Raw genomic sequence first — 18,587 nt, forward strand, 5'->3', positions numbered from 1 at the left:
CAACATGCATAAAGTACTCGTTGTGGACGATGAGATGATTTTCCGCAAGGGACTGCGCCATCTGATCCAGGGATTTGATCTGAAATGGGAGGTATGCGGTGAAGCCAAAGATGGTATGGAAGCGCTGGAAATGATCCGGGCGCATCAGCCGGAATTGGTCATTACCGATATCCGTATGCCACGTATGGATGGGATACAGCTACAGGCAGCGGTAGCCGAGCAGTACCCGGATATCCGCTGTATCGTGCTCAGCGGGTATGATGATTTTGAGTATGCACGCAGCTCTATTCGCAGTGGAGCGCGTGATTATTTGCTGAAGCCGGTGCAAAAGGATGAGTTGTACGCAGCCATGACCCGTATCGATACAGAACTGGCTTCCCGCGAGGCTGTACGTTCCGTCAGCAAACCGGCAGAACAATTAATGCGGCAGCAGCTGCTGTCCGGTATTGTGCATGGACGGGTCGCTTATGATGCGGCAGAACTGCTGGAAGAAGCCGGATTGTCTTTTGACAGTAAAAAGGTATACTGCCTCATCGCCCAGCTGGATCGCAGTTCGGTCGCTGAACAGCGATACCATCAGAACGATCCGGAATTGTTTTTGCTGTATATTCAGCAGCTGGTAAGGGAGATTATTTTGACAGACTGGCACGGATATACTTTTATGGAGCAGCATCGGGTAGTGACATTGATCCAGACAGAGCATAGCGAGGATGCAGAAGTCCGTATCCGGCAGCAGGCCGGGCAGCTGGTTCGGACTATCAAGCGGCTGTCACAGCTCACGATTACGGTCGGTATCGGGCGGGAAGCGATAGATCTGGAGTCGGTGCCTCGCTCTTATCGGGAAGCAGAGGTTGCGCTGCTATACCGGCTCACTACCGGCGGTGACCGGGTGCTGGTCTATCCATCGTCAGCAGAGAGTTCGCAATCGGTACATCCGGTTCGACTGCCCGCAGCAGACAGGCATTTTCTGGAACAGCTACTGTCCCAGGCAGATGGAGGTCAGCTCAGTCGGCAGGTGCAGGAATTTATCGATCGGCTCTGCCGTCAGATCAGCCAGCCGCAGATTGTGCAGCAGCAGATCAGCAGAATCATGATGGAGTGTTACGAGATTGCGCTGGATTACGGTATTGTAGAGGATTGGCTGCAGGGAGGAGATATCGGACATACCCTGCAGGAAGTATGGATGATCAATGATCGTCAGGAACTCGCGGATTACTGCACCGCACAGCTATATGCGCTATACCAATTGATTCGGCATCGGGAAGGACATGTCACCCATGCAGTGGATCAGGTGGTGGAATACATGGAGGAGCATTATGCAGAGCCGATCACGCTGGGATTGATGGCAGAAAAAGTGTATCTGAATGCTTCTTATTTGAGCAGTCTGTTCAAAACCCGTCTGGGAAGGTCATTTATCGAAGTACTGACCGATATTCGTATCCGCGAAGCGATTCGCAGACTGGTGCATACGGATGAGAAAATATCCGGTATTGCGATAGAGACTGGATTTGTGAATATTCGGCACTTTAACCGTGTCTTCAAAGCCGAGACCCAAATGACACCCAAACAGTACCGTGAACACAGGCGCAGCCTTTCGAATCCAGTCTGAACGTTCAATCCGGTGCAATATTGTCGATGAGGGTGTTCATATCTGCTGCACGGCAAACATGGACAACTTGCCTACAGAACAGAACCCAAATATATGTCCATATTATCGAAAAAAGCGTCATGGTTCAGGACCTCCCTGTATTTTAAGATAGTAAATGTAAGCGCTAGCACTTAGAGGGCGGTGCATCACTTATCTTACAAACATACAGGGAGGTCTTGTAATGAGAAAAAATAAATTCATATCGACTGGCATCCTGCTGCTGGCTATTATGCTGGTATTATCTGCCTGTGCAGGAGGCAGTCAGCCTTCGCAGAGTACAGAAGGCGGAGAAAGCGGAGGCAAAACCAAGATCACATTCTGGACACCATTCAGTGGTGGCGATGGTGAATTCATGACTGCCATGATTGACAAGTTCAATCAGGAAAATAAAGATATTCAGGTCGAGCAGCTAAGTAACCGCTCGGAAGATTATTATACCAAGCTGCAGACGTCCCTGGCTTCGGACCAGGCGCCTGATCTGGCCGTGCTTCACTCTTCGCGTATGCCACAATTTGTTCCATCCGGCTATGTGACACCGCTTGACGATCTGGCATCTACTGCCGGCGTAAAATGGGAAGATTTCAACCCGACGATTCTGGAATCGACTATTTACGATAACAAGCATTATTCCATCCCGCTGGATACGCATGCGATTGTTATGTATTACAACAAAAAGTACCTGGAGCAAGCCGGTGTACTGAAAGACGGCAAGCCTTCTTTTGAACAATCTCCGGAAGGATTCACCGAATTTCTGACCAAGATCAAAAATGCGGTTCCAGCCGATGTGGCTCCGCTCGCACAGCCAAGTGTACGTATTGATGCTTACTGGATGTTCTGGGGATTCTACAACCAGCTGACCGGTGGAGGCAAGTTCTATGATGCCAACGGCAAAGCAGAACTGAATAACCCGGAAGCTCTCAAAGCACTGGAGTATGTAGACAGCCTGTACACCTCCAAGCTGATTCCGCCGAACGTGAATGATGCCGTCAAACTGTTCCAGGATCAAAAAGCCGCTGTAGTCATTACGGGGGTATGGAGCACTGGCGCATTTGAAAATATCAAAGGTCTGGACTTTGGCGTCGTGCCGATGCCGCAAATCTACGATCAGCCGGCGACATGGGGAGATTCCCACACACTGGCTCTTCCGAAACACAGCAAGGAAGATCCTGCCAAGCAGCAGGCAGCACTGACTTTCGCCAACTGGCTCGCCCAGCATGGTGAGATGTGGGCCAAAGCCGGTCATATTCCAAGCGTAACCAAAGTACTGGATTCGCAGGAATTCAAGGATCTGCCATACCGCAGTGACTATGCCAAATCTGCCGACTTTGTAAAATACTGGCCGCGTAACGAAAAACAAGGTCAGGTAAACGACAATGTAATCAAAGAATTCGAGAAAATGATGGCAGGCAAGCAGGACCCGGCGACGACGCTGGAAAAATCCAATGCCATCATTGACAAAACAACAGGCCAGTAAGACTGCAGGAGAAACAGAGCGGAAAAGGCGGCTGCCGATTCCGCTTTCTCTATCTGTGCAGCAATGTACTGGTTAACTTCAACCGGCTAGCTGTTGATATATCGGGGCAGTGCCGGATAACAACTAACGGAAAGGGGCATTAGGATGGCTGTCAAATCTATTGCACACAAAAAAAGCATGGCCATGGGCAGCAGAGGACTGGCTCGTCAGGGCTGGGTAACCGGTATCATGATGGTATTGCCCTATACCTTGTTCTTTCTGCTGTTCTCGTTGTTCCCTATATTGTACGGGCTGCGGGTCAGTTTTTATGATTGGTCTTTGCTGGGAGACAAAGAGTTTATTGGCTTCCTGAACTATACTACACTGCTTCAGGATGAAGAATTCCGCGATAATCTGCTTCACACTGTATTATTCACTATTGTGAGTGTCCCTTTGATTTGTGGTGTGGGACTGCTGCTGGCAGTACTGATCCATGGCATTCGGCGCGGACAAGCCTTTTTCCGGGCAGCCGTATTTATGCCGTATGTATTATCCGTCTCGGTAATCTCCAGTATCTGGGTCATTTTTCTGCAGCCGTACAGTGGATTATTCAACCAGATTCTGCGTACGCTCGGCATTATTAATAGCGAAATCTTCTGGCTGTCCGAGCCGATGCTGGCCTGGGCATCGATTATTATGTCCACGATCTGGTGGACAGTAGGTTTTGTATTTGTATTATTTCTGGCCGGATTGCAGGATATCCCTACCTCCTTTTATGAAGCTGGACAGATTGAGGGCGCCAATCGCTGGCAAACGTTCTGGCATATCACATTCCCGTCTCTGTCGCGCATTACCATTCTGGTCGTGGTGCTGCAGACGATTGCTTCGTTCAAGATTTTCGGGCAATCCAAACTGATCACCGGCGGCGGGCCGGCAGGCGCTACCAAAACGGTCGTGTTTTCCATTTATGAGAATGGATTTCAGACGTTCCAGATGGGTTATGCATCGGCGATTGCTTTTGTACTGATGATTGTAATTCTGGTCATCTCTGTACTGCAGACACTTATTCTGCGCAAATTTGAATCCTAAGGAGGGAATAAGCCAATGACAACAATGGACCGGGCGTATATGTATGTGAGCCGGATTGTAGCGCTGCTGCTGGCTGTATTTTTCCTGATCCCGATTGTCTGGATGCTGCTATTGTCATTCACACCCGAAGGACAGCCGATCTTAGGCGGCGGCTTTCATTTCTCGTTTGCCAATTATGCCAAAGTACTCAGTCAGGCACCGATCTTCGGCTGGATGGGTAACAGTCTGATCGTGTCTGTTATTACTACAGCGATGGTGTTGCTGCTGTCTTCTATGGCAGCCTATGCCTTTTCCCGGATTCGCTTTCCAGGCAGTAAAGTACTATTTCTCCTTTTTCTGTCCGCAATGATGATTCCGGCGGAGGCGACGCTGATTCCACTGTATCTGTTTATGCGGGATATTGGTTTGCTGGGTACGCGTACCTCGCTGATTCTGCCTGCTGTAGCAGGCCCGATGGGCATTTTCATCATGAAGCAGTTTTTTGACGGACTGCCCAAGGATCTGGAAGAAGCCGCCCGTATCGATGGCGCCGGTTTCTTCAAAATCTGGTATCGCATCTTCCTGCCGCTATCTCGTCCGGCACTGGCGGCCCTGGGCATTTTCACCTTTATCGGAGCATGGAATGATTATGTATGGCCGCTGATCTCGATCTCGGACAAAGCATTCATGACGATTACTCTGGGGCTGCCGATGTTCCAGAGCTCCTATGTGCAGCAGTATGCGCTGCCGATGACTGCCAATGCACTTGCTGCCATACCGGTATTGCTCATTTTCCTGCTGTTCCAGAAGCAGATTATCAAAGGGATCGCCTTCACTGGCGGCAAAGAAATGTAAAGGGGGTAGTCGGTGCGGGAGTGCAGCCTTGAGTGATGGAGATGAGGAGTCTGGAAGGGCCGCTGCGCAAAGAGATTTGGTCACGTCCTCCGGTGGAGCCTGGAAATCTACGAATAAGGAGAAGCAGTAGATTTCCAGGCTCCAATGTCGTCCTTTGACCAAATTCTCTTTGCTCCGCTCCGTGCATACGCCTCACTTGATCCCTGTCTGGAAAGGCGAATGCTGCACTTCCGCAGATAGGGGAAGAGGGAAAGGTAATGAAAGAGGGCGCTTACTTCTTCTGCCGAGGAAGGAAGACAGGATATTGGTTTTCCAAATTTAGAACTTGAGTACATGATTTCAGATTTGCTAATTTTTTGAAAAAAATCACGAAGACGATCTATGTGCGGAGCGGAGGAAAGGGAATTCTGCCAACGACCGACATTTAAGAATGGAGATTTACCGCTGGAAGCGGTAGTTCAAAATCTTCATTCTTAACCGGAGGGAGTGGCAGAAGCCCTTTCCGCAGCAAATGACCTATACACCACACCGTCTCGCTCTTGATCAGCTAACCAACACCACCCCATAATGATACAAATCAAAGGAGGCTGTATGTAATGAATATCTCTGCTGAACAATCTAGCACACATCACAATGAACCACCTATCATACCAAGACCGGAGTATCCAAGACCGCAGCTGGTTCGTGAGCAGTGGATGAATCTGAATGGAACCTGGGAGTTTGCTTTTGATGATGAACGCCGGGGAGACCGGGAGCGCTGGTACATGACTGGGCAGGGAGCCTTTGAGCGGCAGATTCAGGTGCCGTTTACATTTCAGAGTGAACTGAGCGGGATTGGAGATACCGGATTTCACGATCTGGTATGGTACCGCAAACAGCTGGATATTCCTGCAGCATGGAAAGACAAAAGGATACTGCTGCATTTTGGAGCGGTAGACTACAAGGCTTCGGTCTGGGTAAACGGGAAATGGGCGGTATCGCATGAAGGTGGACATACGCCATTTACAGCGGATATTACAGATCTGCTGGAAGATAGCAATGAAGTCGTCGTTCGCGTGGAGGATTACAGTCAGGATGTAACTTTGCCACGCGGCAAGCAGTACTGGAAAGAAGACTCGGCCAGCATTTTCTATACGCGGACGACAGGAATCTGGCAAACGGTATGGCTGGAGCCGGTAGAGGCTACACATCTCCAGCACGTAAAATTCACACCGGATATTGATACGAATGAAGTACGAATTCGCCTGTTTTATCCCGAGACGGCACTACAGCAGTCGGCTGGTTCGGCGCTCACAGCGCGTCTGACGATTTCCTTTGGTGAAGAGATCATTACCCAAGATGAATTCCGGGTGAGCCATCCCGAGCATTTTCGGTCGATTGGTCTGAATGATTTTAACGATCATGGATTGGGACGATGGTGGACGCCAGAATCGCCAAATCTGTATGATATCCGTCTGGAGCTGCTGCAGGATGGAGCGGTGGTGGATCGGGTAGACAGTTATTTTGGCATGCGCAAGATTTCTATAGAAAATGGCAAGCTGAATCTGAACAACCGTCCGTATTTCCTGCGTCTGGTGCTGGATCAAGGGTATTTCCCCGATGGTATTCTGACCGCACCAACTGACGAGGCATTGGTACGGGATATCGAGTTGACCCAGGCCATGGGCTTTAACGGAGTACGCAAGCATCAGAAGATGGAGGATCCGCGTTTTCTGTACTGGTGTGACCGCAAAGGACTGCTGGTGTGGGGAGAAGCGGCCAATGCCTACAGTTATTCCGAGCAGTATGTACGACGTTTCCTGAACGAGTGGCAGGAAATAATCGAGCGGGATTACAATCATCCCTCGATTATTGTCTGGGTGCCGATGAATGAGAGCTGGGGGATTCCCAATGTACAGGTGGATCAGCGACAACAGCAGCATGGATTGACCCTGTATCATCTGACCCGTTCCCTCGATCCGACACGTCCGGTTATTTATAACGATGGCTGGGAAATGATGGACACCGATCTGGTCGCGATCCACGATTATGAATGGCGGGAGGAAGTGCTGACCGAGCGGTATGCAGATGTAGCTACGGCTGTGAATGCGATGCCGGGCAGTCGCCGCATCTTCGTAGGTGGTGCCTCATATCAGGGTCAGCCGATACTGGTGACCGAGTTTGGCGGTATCGCCTACAAGAAAAGTGATTGGGAAGGCTGGGGGTATTCGGGTGCAGACAATGATGAGGATTATCTCGATCGTCTGCAAGCCGTGATTCGTCCGATGCACCTGTCACCGATTGTACAAGGATTCTGCTATACCCAACTGACCGATGTAGAGCAGGAAATTAACGGTCTGCTCACATACGACCGCGAGCCGAAAGTGCCGGTTGAGCAGATTCGAGCGATCGTGATGAATCAGCCTATGGAATCCTAAACCATGTAAAATAAAAAAGCCTGCGGTACCTGCATAATTAGGGTACTGCAGGCTTTTGTTTTGTCCAGTTCAACTGTTATTAGAGATCAGTGGGGAGCTATGCCATTAAAGTACAAAGAATATTTTTATTATATAAGCAGCTACTTTGGTGACAGTAATACGTTAGAGACCGGCATTATACATTCAGATGGAGGCTATAATCGCAGCGCATATGAGCAAACAGTAGGTAGATCGCTAACAAGCAAGGAGGGTAAAATCTCTTTTGTCATGCCAGAAGAAAAGCGTACAGACTGAATAGTATGGATACGATAAAAAATGTATAGGAAATTTTCGGGAAATAATCCATAAGTCTGAAGATCTGCAGAGCTATTAATTAGCGAGAGATTTTCAGACTTATTTTAATTTATTCATTAAAAGATACACCGACCAGCAGCGTAAGCAGGTGCAGCTCTCCTATACTCAAGGCAGCGTTGTGCAGAAAATACGCGGTTATTGGTGTCTGGATTTTTCTATTATAATTCCAGAATACTAAGTATATTTACTTTGAAAAAAGCCTGAATTGTGAGCTTCGTCCACATCCAGGCTTTTTTCTGTTACCCAAAATTTATTTTCGTGAAAAAAGGAAATTAAAGGGATATTTTGGTAAAATAGAAGTAGTCAGCTATTCACATGAATACTGTCACCATGCTGAAAATACATCCTCATCCCAACGCCCAAAAAGCTATTGCTCCGTCCGCGTAATCATCGCTGTTTGACCTGATTTGAACATGTCGAGACTACAACCAACTCATTCAAAGGAATGGTGTATAGATGAATATTAACGATCCGGATCATCCGGTAAATCGCCTGTCCGGCATAGAGATATCTGAGGAGACCCTGGAGCAGATGGGTTTAACCTTTTTCACGGTACGCAAGCAAAAAGAAGCAGACCATTATTACCGTGCCCGCGAGAGCGCTATATCGGCAGACGTGCAGTATTGGCTGAAAAAGCAGATCATTTATGGTTTACGTTCTTTTCAGCAGGAGAACAGTCAGGGCAAAAATGAATTTATGGTAAGCGATTATAATTTTGAGGTTCAGAAAAATGATACTTTGGCGATGCTGGAGCTGGATTCTTCCGAAGGTACTGTCTCCGAACGCAAGGAAGGCTTGATCTTTGCACTGGAGCATCCCGACAGCAGCCTGGAAGATGCCAGTACGCATTTCCAGATTATTCAGATCCAGCTGGATGGCGAGAATATCTACTGCTGCTTTTACCGCAAGCCCAAACGCAATATCGGCAAAAAGAAATTTGCATTCAAAAATTCCGGTGAGCTGCAGTTTGCCGATAGTGAGCTGCTGGAAATTGGCGGACCCATTGACTTTTTTATTGTCAAAAATACGATTTTTATTTCCAGTCTGCGCCCATTCGAGTATGCTTTTGATTATCAGGATCATATTAACGAGCTGCGCGATGAGAATCTGAAGCGGATTACGGCTTTGCCTTTTTTTGACGGAGAAGAATCGAACAGGGAAGAGTTTGAAGACAGCTGCCGCCAGTATTTTTATTCCCGCAGTCTGGCGCAGATTCAGCCAGAGACGATCGAGGTGCTGCAGCGCAATTTTGAAGACCGGTGCGAGGAACTCAAGCTGATCCGCCGCAAAATGCCGCGTAATGCCAAGCAGGCAGAAGTGTATCAGCGAAAATACCGTGCGCTGTGGGAGCTGTATGATTTTATCGATCTCGACAAGCGCAAAATTATTTTCCACAATGACCAGGAACCCAAGACGCTGATCCAGTTCTTTTCCGACAAGATCGTCCAGTCCTTCCTGACCGGAGAGTACGGAGTCGCTGTCAGTTATGAGAATCCGGCCAATGAGCCGACCGCATGATGGATGAGGAGGGAGCCCTATGATGTGGACCAAAAGAGAGCAAGTGCTGATGTGGATTACCGCATATATACCGCTCCTGATCGTCATGTTCAGCGGATTTATTTACCATAATGATCTGCTGCCTGCCGGACTGACCAAAGACAAGCTCGAAGATATGTTTACTCGCTGGTGGATTGTCGAACTGGTCTTTCTCGTGACGGTTCTGATCCTATCGCTCGGACTGTACCGGCTCGTGATCTGGTGGCTGCTGCGCGGACTGGAAGAACGTCTGGCTGCCCGCACGATCGGTCGGGAAGTGTCGATTCGCCAATATGAGAAAATCAGTGTGAACGATTACACCTTCTTTCTGTTGACCCTGTTGCTGCCCCAGATCGTAGTCGACTATTCTTCCGTAGTGAATCTGACCGTGTCGATGTTTATTATTATTTTCATCATTACCGTGTATGTAAAAACCGATAGTATCGCGACTTGCCCGTTATTTTTTGTATCCGGCAGGCAGGTATACCAGGGAGTCATCTCCAACCGAAGCCGCGATGAAGAAGAGGCCAATCCTGATGTGAGACTCAAAGCGGTGCTGATCGTCCGCGAAAAAGATATGAATCTGGATATCAAATACCGGGCGCAGGTGTTGGTTAGTAATGTATATATGATTCGGCCGGTAGATAAAGGGGAGCAGGAAGACGTATAATCTAATCTCCTGCTCTGCTCGATAGTAGAGCTAACGAATCTCGATAGCGAATACAGCAGAGGTATCACCATCAGAGTATTGCGTATTTTTCTCCCTCCAGTGAGCTTCTAGTAAGTAGTAATAGGTACCTGGAACAGTCGGAGCAGTGAATGTGCCATCTTGTAAAGGAATGCTTACAAGATCATTATAATTGGATTGATTCTTTTCATTATCCAGCTGGTGCAGTACAAGAATCGCAGGAGCAGGTTCATAATTATAGTTGGCTTGAATACGGGGTCCTGCTGGCACAACTGCAGGTACCTTTCCATCCATCATTTGCGTGCCGCCTATATAATCAGCGCAGCCTCTGGACCAGCAGTAACTACTCTGCACCCAGGGAATAACTGTATCCCCAGCCATAATCGTTGATGCCGGAGGCGTTCGGGTATTCCGATCAAGTGGAACACGTATCGGCAACGTCTGGCTGTCCGGCTCAAAAGGGATAGGGGCTGGCGACATCCATAATCGTGATACCAGCATCATACCGATAACCACAATTATCAAAAAACCTGCAAGGATCGGTATACGTCTTTTTTTCATTATGCCCACCTCATCATATCTGACGAATAAAATGGTAAAAAGTTACATAATTGAACATGACATCTTTTCGCTAGAATACGGCTTGGACAGTCAATCCCGGTTTTTTCCATCTATTGTAGCTTTCTGCCCATAGACATTATGTAAATGAATAAAATACATCCTGCACAGTATGCAGTACAGGACAGCATTTGCATAGAATATCATTCCTGCAATGTGAAAATAAATCGCACGGAACGCAGGAAAGGAAATAAGGGCAAAGGACGACATTGGAGCCGGGGAATCTACCGTTACTCTCATTTCGTAGATTCCCCGGCTCCACCGGAGGACGTGCCCTTATTCCTTTACGGAGTGGATGATGCCCACCCGCCTGACTATATAACACAATGCTGCATGTATATATACTACTTCCAACATTTTGCCGTTTAATCAACTCGGTGAGCTTCTCTATACCTCTGTCCATCCACACTGCTGATACAACTTCATTCCGTTTGAGCTTTGTTCCCTACCTGCTCCAGATAACGCTCCAGATCCGGCAGCTGATGCTCAATCATCTCCTCCAGAATCTCTACCTGTACCGCCTGATAATCATGCATCGCAATATTGCGGAAGCCGACCATGGCTTTGAGACTGCGGTTCAGCTCGCGATCGATCCAGCCGCTGCGATGCAGCAGATCAAAAGCATCCCGGCTGCTTTGCGGTACGCCCAGCTGCTGTTCGGCAATAATATGCATCGCCAGATCCAGACAGGCTTCGCAGGCACGCTGCAGATTCAGAATAATCGAATCCTGCCGGGTAAAATTGTACAGATTATCAGCATTGCCTCCATACTCCTCATGAATACGCTGACTGCAGCGCCGGATAGTGGCGCTTTTATTTAAAAAGATATCCTGGTTCATCGTACTTCCTCCTGATCGATCATAGTGAATAACAGGCTGCCGCTGCTCGTTCAGCAGGGCATATTCCGTATAGGCTCGCATCCAGGCCAGCTGCCTGTGCAATAAGTGTACATCATATATAATGTGACCGGTCGAAGTAATCTGCATCTGAAATACCGTACTTGCTTCCCTGAAATCGATCAGATCCACATCGCGTCCGAGCCGATCCGCCAGATCCTGAGCCAGCATAAATCGCTCATAGACCGATAGAGGCGTACCGGATAAGTACGCGATATCCACATCGCTGTCCGGTCGCATTTTTCCGCGTGCTGCCGATCCGAGCAGGATGACAGTATCTGCATCACAATATTCTGTTAGAAAATGAATAATATCCTTACGCTGCTCATCTGTCAGTCCGGTTAGCATTCGAGTCCTCCTTGCATCATTGATCAGACCCTGCATAGTCTGTGACAATATACCATGAAGGGTCTTCTGTTCACAAACCATTGCATAATACATCTATCCGAAAATACGATACCACCAGGTAATATCCACAGCCGCATACATCCAAAACAAGATCATGCCCGACTCCATAAAGATTGTCAGAAGCCGAATTCTAGCCTATACTACAAAGTTGTTGCTTTGTAACTCTTATGAAATTTTCAGAATATACAACTACGGATTTGGAATCACCGAATAATGTGTATACATTATTCAGCGCCCGAACAGTAAAGGAGGAATGGAGTTGCCTGATGAACAAAACCCATCGCCTTCCGGCAGGAGACGTGACAAAGGAAAACAGATGCGGGAACTCGCTTCACTTTTGGTGGAACGATCCGGCGGTCCTGATAATGTCCTGGATGTTGTTCACTGTACAACGCGCATCCGTTTTAAATTAAAAAATAATAGCCTGATTGATGAAGACGGACTTCATCAAATCAGGGAAGTGCAAAATATCAACCGTCAGGCCGGACAGCTCCAGATTATTGTTGGACCGGAGCTGGTCTACAAAGTACACCGTCAGATCACCCGGCTACTGCAAGAGCATCAGCAAAACGAGCAAAACGAGCCAATATCGTCTGTTACAGATCCATCTTCTATTCCCAATACAGTTGATCTGGCTGAGCAGTCCATATCGACAAAAGCGGTTCAACCGCCTGCCGGATCAGTGGCTGAAAAGGAATCCATACAGGCTTCATCCATGCAAAGGCAGTTGGCTGAGGAAGCTCTTCATACAGCCGGTACTTCCGAATCATCGGTTATGCAGCCACTGCATTCATGGAGCAGTCGACTTCTCCAGGCAGCGTCTATTTTCTCCGATATTCTGCTGCCTATTCTGCCGCTGTTTATTGCGGCCGGCATTCTGCTCGGAATCGTGAGTATTGTACAGTCTTCCGGTTCAGCCGCGCCGGATGCTGTCTGGCTGCGACTGTTGCAGCTGTTGACCAGTTCGGCTTTTCAGGTAATCAGTGTATTATTCGGATATCACGCTGCCAAGCGGTTTGGTGGTACTCCGGCTATCGGCGCTGTACTGGGGATTGCAATGTCTCGCCCCGACCTGGGATTGCTGGTCAGTTCCTATAGCAGCGTGATGCAGGCAACCGGTACACTTGCATCGCCGCAGTTCAGCTACCAGGGATCCATGATTCCGATTATCGTCGCTGCACTGGTCATGGCTTTTATCGAGAAAGGACTGCGCCGCATCCTCCCGGCAGCCGCAGCTACACTGCTGGCACCGGGGATCAGCCTGATTACCGGCGGTGCACTGGCGATTCTCGTGATCGGCCCGGCAGCGGTCTGGCTGGGCGAATGGGTCGGTCAGCTGCTGGAGTATCTCTTTATCTATGGAGGAACAGTGTTTGGCTTGATTCTTGGCGGGATATACAGCACGATTGTATTGACCGGCTTGCATCAGGGGATACAGGCGATAGAGGTAGGCTTGATCTCGGACCCGCATGTCGGCGTGAACTTTCTGCTGCCGATCTGGTCCATGGCCAATATGGCGCAGGGAGGAGCCGGTCTGGCTGTCTACCTGATGGCCCGCAGCAGCGATCTGAGGAAAATAGCCTTATCCGGTTCGATTACAGCCTTTCTCGGTATTACCGAGCCGATTGCATTGGGCGTCAATCTCAAGCTGGGCCGCCCTTTTCTGGGAGCCGCTATTGGAGGCGCTGTAGGAGGCGCCTATGTGGGATTCCATCATGTCGTCGCGAATTCATTTGGATTGACCGGAATCCCGATGCTGGCGTATATTATTCCTTTTGGCGAAGCCAACTTTGTTCATTATATGATCGGCTTTTTGCTGGCGGCAGGAACAGCCTTTGTCGCTGCGCTGCTGCTTGGTGTAGAGAAGCCGGCTTTCCGTTATCATATTTCACACTTCATTCGTAAAGTCACAGGAGGACCTTATGAAAATCAAAAAGATTCTCAACAATAATGCCGTGGTTGTCGATGACCAAGGGCAGGAGAAGATCGTAATGGGCGGCGGTATCTCCTTTGAAAAAGGGAAAAACGATATCGTGGACCCCCAGCGTATCGAGAAAGTATTTATACTGGAAGACCAGGAGCGCTACGGATATCTCCAGGAAATGCTGCAGAAGCTGCCTGAAGAAGAAATAGCCGTCTCCGAAAGTATTATTTCCTATGCGGAACAGGAGCTGCAAGTGTCCTTTAACGAGCATATTCATATTGCGCTGACCGATCATCTGTCTTTTGCCCTGGAGCGGCTGCGCAGCGGAATGGTTATCCATAACACACTGCTGGAAGAGATTCGCCTGTTGTATCCAGCCGAATTCCAGATTGGTCTGCATGCGAGACAGCTGATCTCACGTCGTCTGCAGATTGATATTCCCGAAGATGAGGTAGGCTATATCGCGATGCATATTCATACTGCCCGTATGAATGCAGGTGCACAAGCGACAGCAGCAGGCATGGCCGCCATTATGAAAGATATTGTGGAAGAGATCGAGGACGTTATCGATCAGCCGCTGGATCGCAGGTCGTCTGCTTATGAACGCTTGATGAGCCAGCTAAAAAGTATTCTGCAGGATCATCAGCAGGATCAACCGGGAAGTGAGCTGGACCCTGAGATTATTCGAATCGCCATAGAGCGGTACAGCCCTATTTATGAACAGGTCGAAGAAATGTCGGCACAGATCGAGGATGAGTATGGTTATGTGTTCACCGAGAGTCAGCGTGTATTGATCGCAATCGAAGTGAATCGTCTGTTGGAGCGTCTGGGTCATTCCACCCGTTAATTCATTCAGCAGCCAAAAGAATGATCGATAATCAGGGTGAATTCATAGTTTTATCGAAGATATCTGCTAATAAATGAATAGGTTGCAGGTCTATTGCCCCATGAGAATAGTTCAGGGTAGTTTTTGATATTCACCATAATATGGATAAAAAGTAGCGAGCAACCAAGCTTGATTACAAAAATGTAAACTTTGAAACAGTGAAAATAAGACCAATTCATGCGGAAAATCATGAAAATTTACAGAAATACCCTTTTTAGTCGAATTTCAAATTGGTTAATTCAGTCTATAGTCTCCTGAGGATCCGCCCGATAGAATAGGTGTCAGCAACAGAATATCCGGGTGTGTTACTGGTAAAGCAGGCAAGACCTAAAAACTCCGTGAGGAATCCGTGCGGCAATCGCCGTTCGTTCCTTATAGGGATTTTTAGGTCTTTTTTCTGTGCCATCACAACCATATCTTCGATTCAGAAAGGGAGAAGGAACATGAAAATCAAGAATTTTTCCAAAAAGGCAGCTGTCGTTACGATGGCAGCAGCTATGCTTACAGGGGGAACTTCCGCTTTTGCAAGTGGATCAGGCCAAGACTATAATGGCGGTAATGATGGCGTTCAGCCGACTCCACCGGCACCAGTCGTTCAACCGGTATCACCTGTTTTTGAAGATACTTATGGGTTTACGCATTTGACACGCTTTGATGCACTCAAAATCGCCGGACAGCAGGGTCAGTCCCGCTTCGAAGTACCGGGTTTTGACGCTTCCAGCATTCGTAATATCCCGTCTGCCAAAGGCAAAGATGCAAATGGCAATACAATTGATCTGGATGTATGGGATACCTGGCCACTGCAAAATGCAGACGGTACGGTAGCCAACTATAATGGCTATGAAGTAGTCTTCGGTCTGGCGGGCGATCCGAAAGTATCCTCGGATACATTCATTTATCTGTTCTACAAAAAAGCCGGCGACCAATCACTGGATGCCTGGAAAAATGCAGGCCGTGTTTTCAAGGATAACGACAAGCTAGTGCCGAATGATCTGATCCTGAACAATCAGTCCGAGGAATGGTCTGGTTCCGCGACCCTTACCAAAGAAGGCAAAGTTCGCCTGTTCTATACCAACCGTCACCCATGGATCGCCGATAAAGGATTCTTTGGCAAACAGACCCTGACAACTGCCCAGGTCAATGTATCCGAGCCTTCCAATGGAACACTGCAGGTAAATGGTGTAGAAGATTTCAAATCGATCTTCGATGGTGACGGCAAAATGTATCAGACTGTCGATCAGGCATTCCGTGCAGGCGACTATTCCGATAACCATACACTGAGAGATCCTCACTATGTCGAGGACAACGGTCATAAATATCTGGTGTTCGAAGCTAATACTGGTTCGGAGACAGGCTATCAAGGTCAATCCATGCTGTCCAACAAAGCTTACTATGGCGGCGATGACAAATTCTTCGAAAGTGAACGCGAAAAACTGCTGAACAGCCCGGATCGCAATTTCATTACTATTGCGAATGGTGCGCTTGGCATTATCGAGCTGAATGACGATTATTCCCTCAAAAAAGTCATGAAGCCGCTGATCGCTTCCAATACAGTAACCGATGAGATTGAACGTGCCAATATTTTCAAAATGAACGGTAAATGGTACCTGTTCACCGATACACGCGGCGCCAAAATGTTCGTGGATGGTGTGGATGCAGAAGATATCTACATGCTTGGTTATGTATCCAACTCTATCGATGGTCCTTACAAGCCGCTGAACGGTAGCGGACTGGTGCTGCATCAGGATCTGAACAAACGCGATATTACCTGGAACTATGCTCACTTTGCGATTCCACAGGTCAAAGGCAACAAAGTAGTCATCACCAGCTATATGACCAACAGAGGATTCTACATGGATCATCATTCGACATTTGCACCAAGCTTTGAAGTGTCGATCAATGGTACGCAGACCCGTGTCGTTCCGAATAGCACGCTGGAGCAGGGACAGGTCACATCAACCAAGTAAAATAGTCGTATTAATGATTAAATAGAGCGACCATAGTATACAGCAAGGCAGGAAATGCAGGTAGACAAGTAGTACAACAGGAAAAGAAAATGTCCGGGTAGGAGCGGCATTTTCTTTTCCTGTATTACTTTTATTCACAGCAAGTTAGCCGGCTTGGTAAGCGGCAGTAGGGGGAGATAACCAACACGAGGAGGTGCCCACTTGAACAACAGCAATCCGACATCCAGACGTCGCCGTACACTGGTTATTCTCAGTATCGTTGTGCTCATTATACTGGGCGCATTACTGTATTATTTTACACAGAATCATGCGGAAGGCAGCAGTCAGTCGAGTCCGCCCGGTACCGCGCAGCTAAACAATCAGCGGGCCAATTATCATTTTACCGTTCCGGACAAGTGGATGAACGATCCGCAGCGTCCTGTTTATTTCAAAGGCAAATATCATTACTATTATCTCTATAACAAAGACTATCCGAATGGTAATGGCACCGAATGGCGTCATGCTACCTCCACCGATCTGGTGCACTGGCAGGATCAGGGAGTAGCCATTCCCAAATATACAAATAAAAATGGAGATCCATGGTCAGGTTCTGTGGTCGTGGATACCCGGAATACCGCCGGTTTTGGCAAAAATGCGTTTATCGCTATTCTGACCCAGCCGTCTGCCAATGGCGGAGCACAGGAGCAATATCTCTGGTACTCCAAAAATGGAGGCAAAACATTCACCTCCTACAGCAAAAAGCCGGTTCTGGCGAATCCGGGTACTGCCGATTTCCGGGACCCCAAAATCATCTGGGATTCCCAGTCAAGACACTGGGTGATGTTAATGGCAGAAGGCAGCAAGATCGGCTTTTACACATCAACCAATCTCAAAAAGTGGACCTATACCAGCGGATTCCTGACCGATAATGTAGGAACGCTGGAATGCCCGGATCTATACCGGATGCAGGCAGCCAATGGCGCTTACAAATGGGTGCTGGGAGCCAGTGCGAACGGCCGGGGAGCAGGCAACCCGAATACGTACGCCTACTGGACAGGAAGCTTTAATGGCAAGAAATTTATAGCTGATCGGCAGGAGCCCAAGTGGCTGGATCATGGATTTGACTGGTACGCGGCGGTGACCTTTGATATCGCTGGGGCATCCAATCCGTATGAGCAGCGTTATGCGCTTGGCTGGATGAACAACTGGGAATATGCCAACAATACGCCGACTCTTCAGGAAGGATTCAATGGCATGAATTCGATTGTTCGCAAAATACGGCTTCGTTTTAATGGACAGTCTTATGTGCTGTCCTCGCAACCGATTGGCGCAATCAGCCAGCTGCCTGCATCGACCCAGACGTTCCAGAGGATCGAGGTAGACGGTTCTACTACGCTAAATGCTAGCGGAGCATCCTATCAGCTGGATACCGATATCTCCTGGTCTCAGCTGAAAAATGCAGGGCTTCGATTACGGGAATCGGCAGATCACAGCCGCCATGTCGACGTAGGTGTGTTTACCGATGGTGAAGGCTATACGTACGTGAATAGAGCCTACACCAATCAACCTGATACCAACGGCAACAGCCTGGAAAGCCGGGCACCATTTAATACCGCCAACCACAAAGTACACCTCAAGATTCTCGTCGACAAAAACAGTATCGAAGTATTTGTTGACGACGGTACAGTAGCTTATTCCAGTCTGATTTTCCCGAATAACAAAGATCAGGGAATTAGCCTGTTTTCCGAAGGTGGCAAAGCCATTTTCGAAAATGTAGTTATCCGGCATTTTGATCATTAAATACTAGATAATTGTACGGGTCACGATAAATGAACGGAGTACAATCAAGAAAGAAGATAGAGTACAACTACAGCAAGAAAATGAATTGCA

13 protein-coding genes and 1 pseudogene are annotated in these 18,587 nt (G+C 48.2%); 11 read left to right on the forward strand and 3 right to left on the reverse strand.

Annotation, left to right across the window (positions count from 1 at the left end):
• The first annotated feature begins 4 nt into the window (after positions 1 to 4).
• The 7 genes from AR543_RS09625 (at position 5) to AR543_RS09655 (ending at position 10,001) form a co-directional block, all read left to right on the forward strand.
• On the forward strand, positions 5 to 1,609 hold the full coding sequence (locus tag AR543_RS09625; protein ID WP_060533880.1) for a response regulator: 1,605 nt from the start codon (positions 5 to 7) through the stop codon (positions 1,607 to 1,609).
• 220 nt (positions 1,610 to 1,829) lie between these two features.
• Positions 1,830 to 3,122, forward strand: coding sequence for an ABC transporter substrate-binding protein (locus AR543_RS09630; protein WP_060533882.1), 1,293 nt, complete (start codon positions 1,830 to 1,832; stop codon positions 3,120 to 3,122).
• Between the two features lie 144 nt (positions 3,123 to 3,266).
• Complete coding sequence (locus AR543_RS09635; RefSeq protein WP_227871868.1) at positions 3,267 to 4,190, forward strand: carbohydrate ABC transporter permease; 924 nt, start codon at positions 3,267 to 3,269, stop codon at positions 4,188 to 4,190.
• Between the two features lie 15 nt (positions 4,191 to 4,205).
• Entirely contained in the window at positions 4,206 to 5,024 is an 819-nt protein-coding gene (locus AR543_RS09640) for a carbohydrate ABC transporter permease (protein WP_064505568.1), read from the forward strand.
• A 596-nt stretch (positions 5,025 to 5,620) separates the two neighbouring features.
• Positions 5,621 to 7,441 carry a glycoside hydrolase family 2 protein gene (locus AR543_RS09645; protein ID WP_060533884.1) on the forward strand — a complete coding sequence of 607 codons (1,821 nt, stop codon included), beginning with the start codon at positions 5,621 to 5,623 and terminating at the stop codon, positions 7,439 to 7,441.
• A gap of 810 nt (positions 7,442 to 8,251) precedes the next feature.
• Positions 8,252 to 9,313, forward strand: coding sequence for a Kiwa anti-phage protein KwaB-like domain-containing protein (locus AR543_RS09650; protein WP_060533886.1), 1,062 nt, complete (start codon positions 8,252 to 8,254; stop codon positions 9,311 to 9,313).
• Positions 9,314 to 9,332: 19 nt separating this feature from the next.
• Entirely contained in the window at positions 9,333 to 10,001 is a 669-nt protein-coding gene (locus AR543_RS09655; protein ID WP_060533888.1) for a hypothetical protein, read from the forward strand.
• A 30-nt stretch (positions 10,002 to 10,031) separates the two neighbouring features.
• Here AR543_RS09655 and AR543_RS09660 read toward each other — a convergent pair whose 3' ends face one another.
• From AR543_RS09660 to mntA, 3 genes and pseudogenes are all read right to left on the reverse strand, one after another.
• Complete coding sequence (locus AR543_RS09660; protein WP_060533890.1) at positions 10,032 to 10,580, reverse strand: hypothetical protein; 549 nt, start codon at positions 10,578 to 10,580, stop codon at positions 10,032 to 10,034.
• A gap of 479 nt (positions 10,581 to 11,059) precedes the next feature.
• A complete protein-coding gene (gene hepT, locus AR543_RS24680) occupies positions 11,060 to 11,476 on the reverse strand; it encodes a type VII toxin-antitoxin system HepT family RNase toxin (RefSeq protein WP_060536720.1) in 417 nt (138 codons plus the stop codon).
• Between the two features lie 51 nt (positions 11,477 to 11,527).
• Positions 11,528 to 11,974, reverse strand: a pseudogene (gene mntA, locus AR543_RS24685) (type VII toxin-antitoxin system MntA family adenylyltransferase antitoxin); the annotation flags it as partial.
• 226 nt (positions 11,975 to 12,200) lie between these two features.
• Here mntA and AR543_RS09670 point away from each other — a divergent pair.
• The 4 genes from AR543_RS09670 to AR543_RS09685 all read left to right on the forward strand — a co-directional run bounded on the left by AR543_RS09670 (position 12,201) and on the right by AR543_RS09685 (position 18,497).
• Positions 12,201 to 13,892, forward strand: a complete 1,692-nt coding sequence (locus AR543_RS09670; RefSeq protein ID WP_060533892.1) for a PTS transporter subunit EIIC — start codon at positions 12,201 to 12,203, stop codon at positions 13,890 to 13,892.
• Entirely contained in the window at positions 13,864 to 14,712 is an 849-nt protein-coding gene (locus AR543_RS09675; protein ID WP_060533894.1) for a PRD domain-containing protein, read from the forward strand. Before AR543_RS09670 ends, AR543_RS09675 begins: the two co-directional genes overlap by 29 nt.
• A 482-nt stretch (positions 14,713 to 15,194) precedes the next feature.
• Positions 15,195 to 16,718, forward strand: coding sequence for a glycoside hydrolase family 68 protein (locus tag AR543_RS09680; RefSeq protein WP_060533896.1), 1,524 nt, complete (start codon positions 15,195 to 15,197; stop codon positions 16,716 to 16,718).
• Positions 16,719 to 16,919: 201 nt separating this feature from the next.
• The gene (locus tag AR543_RS09685; protein WP_060533898.1) at positions 16,920 to 18,497 is read left to right on the forward strand and encodes a glycoside hydrolase family 32 protein; all 1,578 of its coding nucleotides are present in this window, start codon (positions 16,920 to 16,922) and stop codon (positions 18,495 to 18,497) included.
• Positions 18,498 to 18,587 lie beyond the last annotated feature (90 nt).

The sequence above is a fragment of the Paenibacillus bovis genome (assembly GCF_001421015.2).
GTDB classification, from domain to species: domain Bacteria; phylum Bacillota; class Bacilli; order Paenibacillales; family Paenibacillaceae; genus Saccharibacillus; species Saccharibacillus bovis.

Coding starts and splice junctions, on each gene's coding strand:
- hepT (WP_060536720.1), bottom strand. CDS start 11,476: ATGAACCAGGATATCTTTTTAAATAAAAGCGCCACTATCCGGCGCTGC.
- AR543_RS09660 (WP_060533890.1), bottom strand. CDS start 10,580: ATGAAAAAAAGACGTATACCGATCCTTGCAGGTTTTTTGATAATTGTG.
- AR543_RS09630 (WP_060533882.1), top strand. CDS start 1,830: ATGAGAAAAAATAAATTCATATCGACTGGCATCCTGCTGCTGGCTATT.
- AR543_RS09635 (WP_227871868.1), top strand. CDS start 3,267: ATGGCTGTCAAATCTATTGCACACAAAAAAAGCATGGCCATGGGCAGC.
- AR543_RS09675 (WP_060533894.1), top strand. CDS start 13,864: ATGAAAATCAAAAAGATTCTCAACAATAATGCCGTGGTTGTCGATGAC.
- AR543_RS09645 (WP_060533884.1), top strand. CDS start 5,621: ATGAATATCTCTGCTGAACAATCTAGCACACATCACAATGAACCACCT.
- AR543_RS09650 (WP_060533886.1), top strand. CDS start 8,252: ATGAATATTAACGATCCGGATCATCCGGTAAATCGCCTGTCCGGCATA.
- AR543_RS09680 (WP_060533896.1), top strand. CDS start 15,195: ATGAAAATCAAGAATTTTTCCAAAAAGGCAGCTGTCGTTACGATGGCA.
- AR543_RS09655 (WP_060533888.1), top strand. CDS start 9,333: ATGATGTGGACCAAAAGAGAGCAAGTGCTGATGTGGATTACCGCATAT.
- AR543_RS09625 (WP_060533880.1), top strand. CDS start 5: ATGCATAAAGTACTCGTTGTGGACGATGAGATGATTTTCCGCAAGGGA.
- AR543_RS09640 (WP_064505568.1), top strand. CDS start 4,206: ATGACAACAATGGACCGGGCGTATATGTATGTGAGCCGGATTGTAGCG.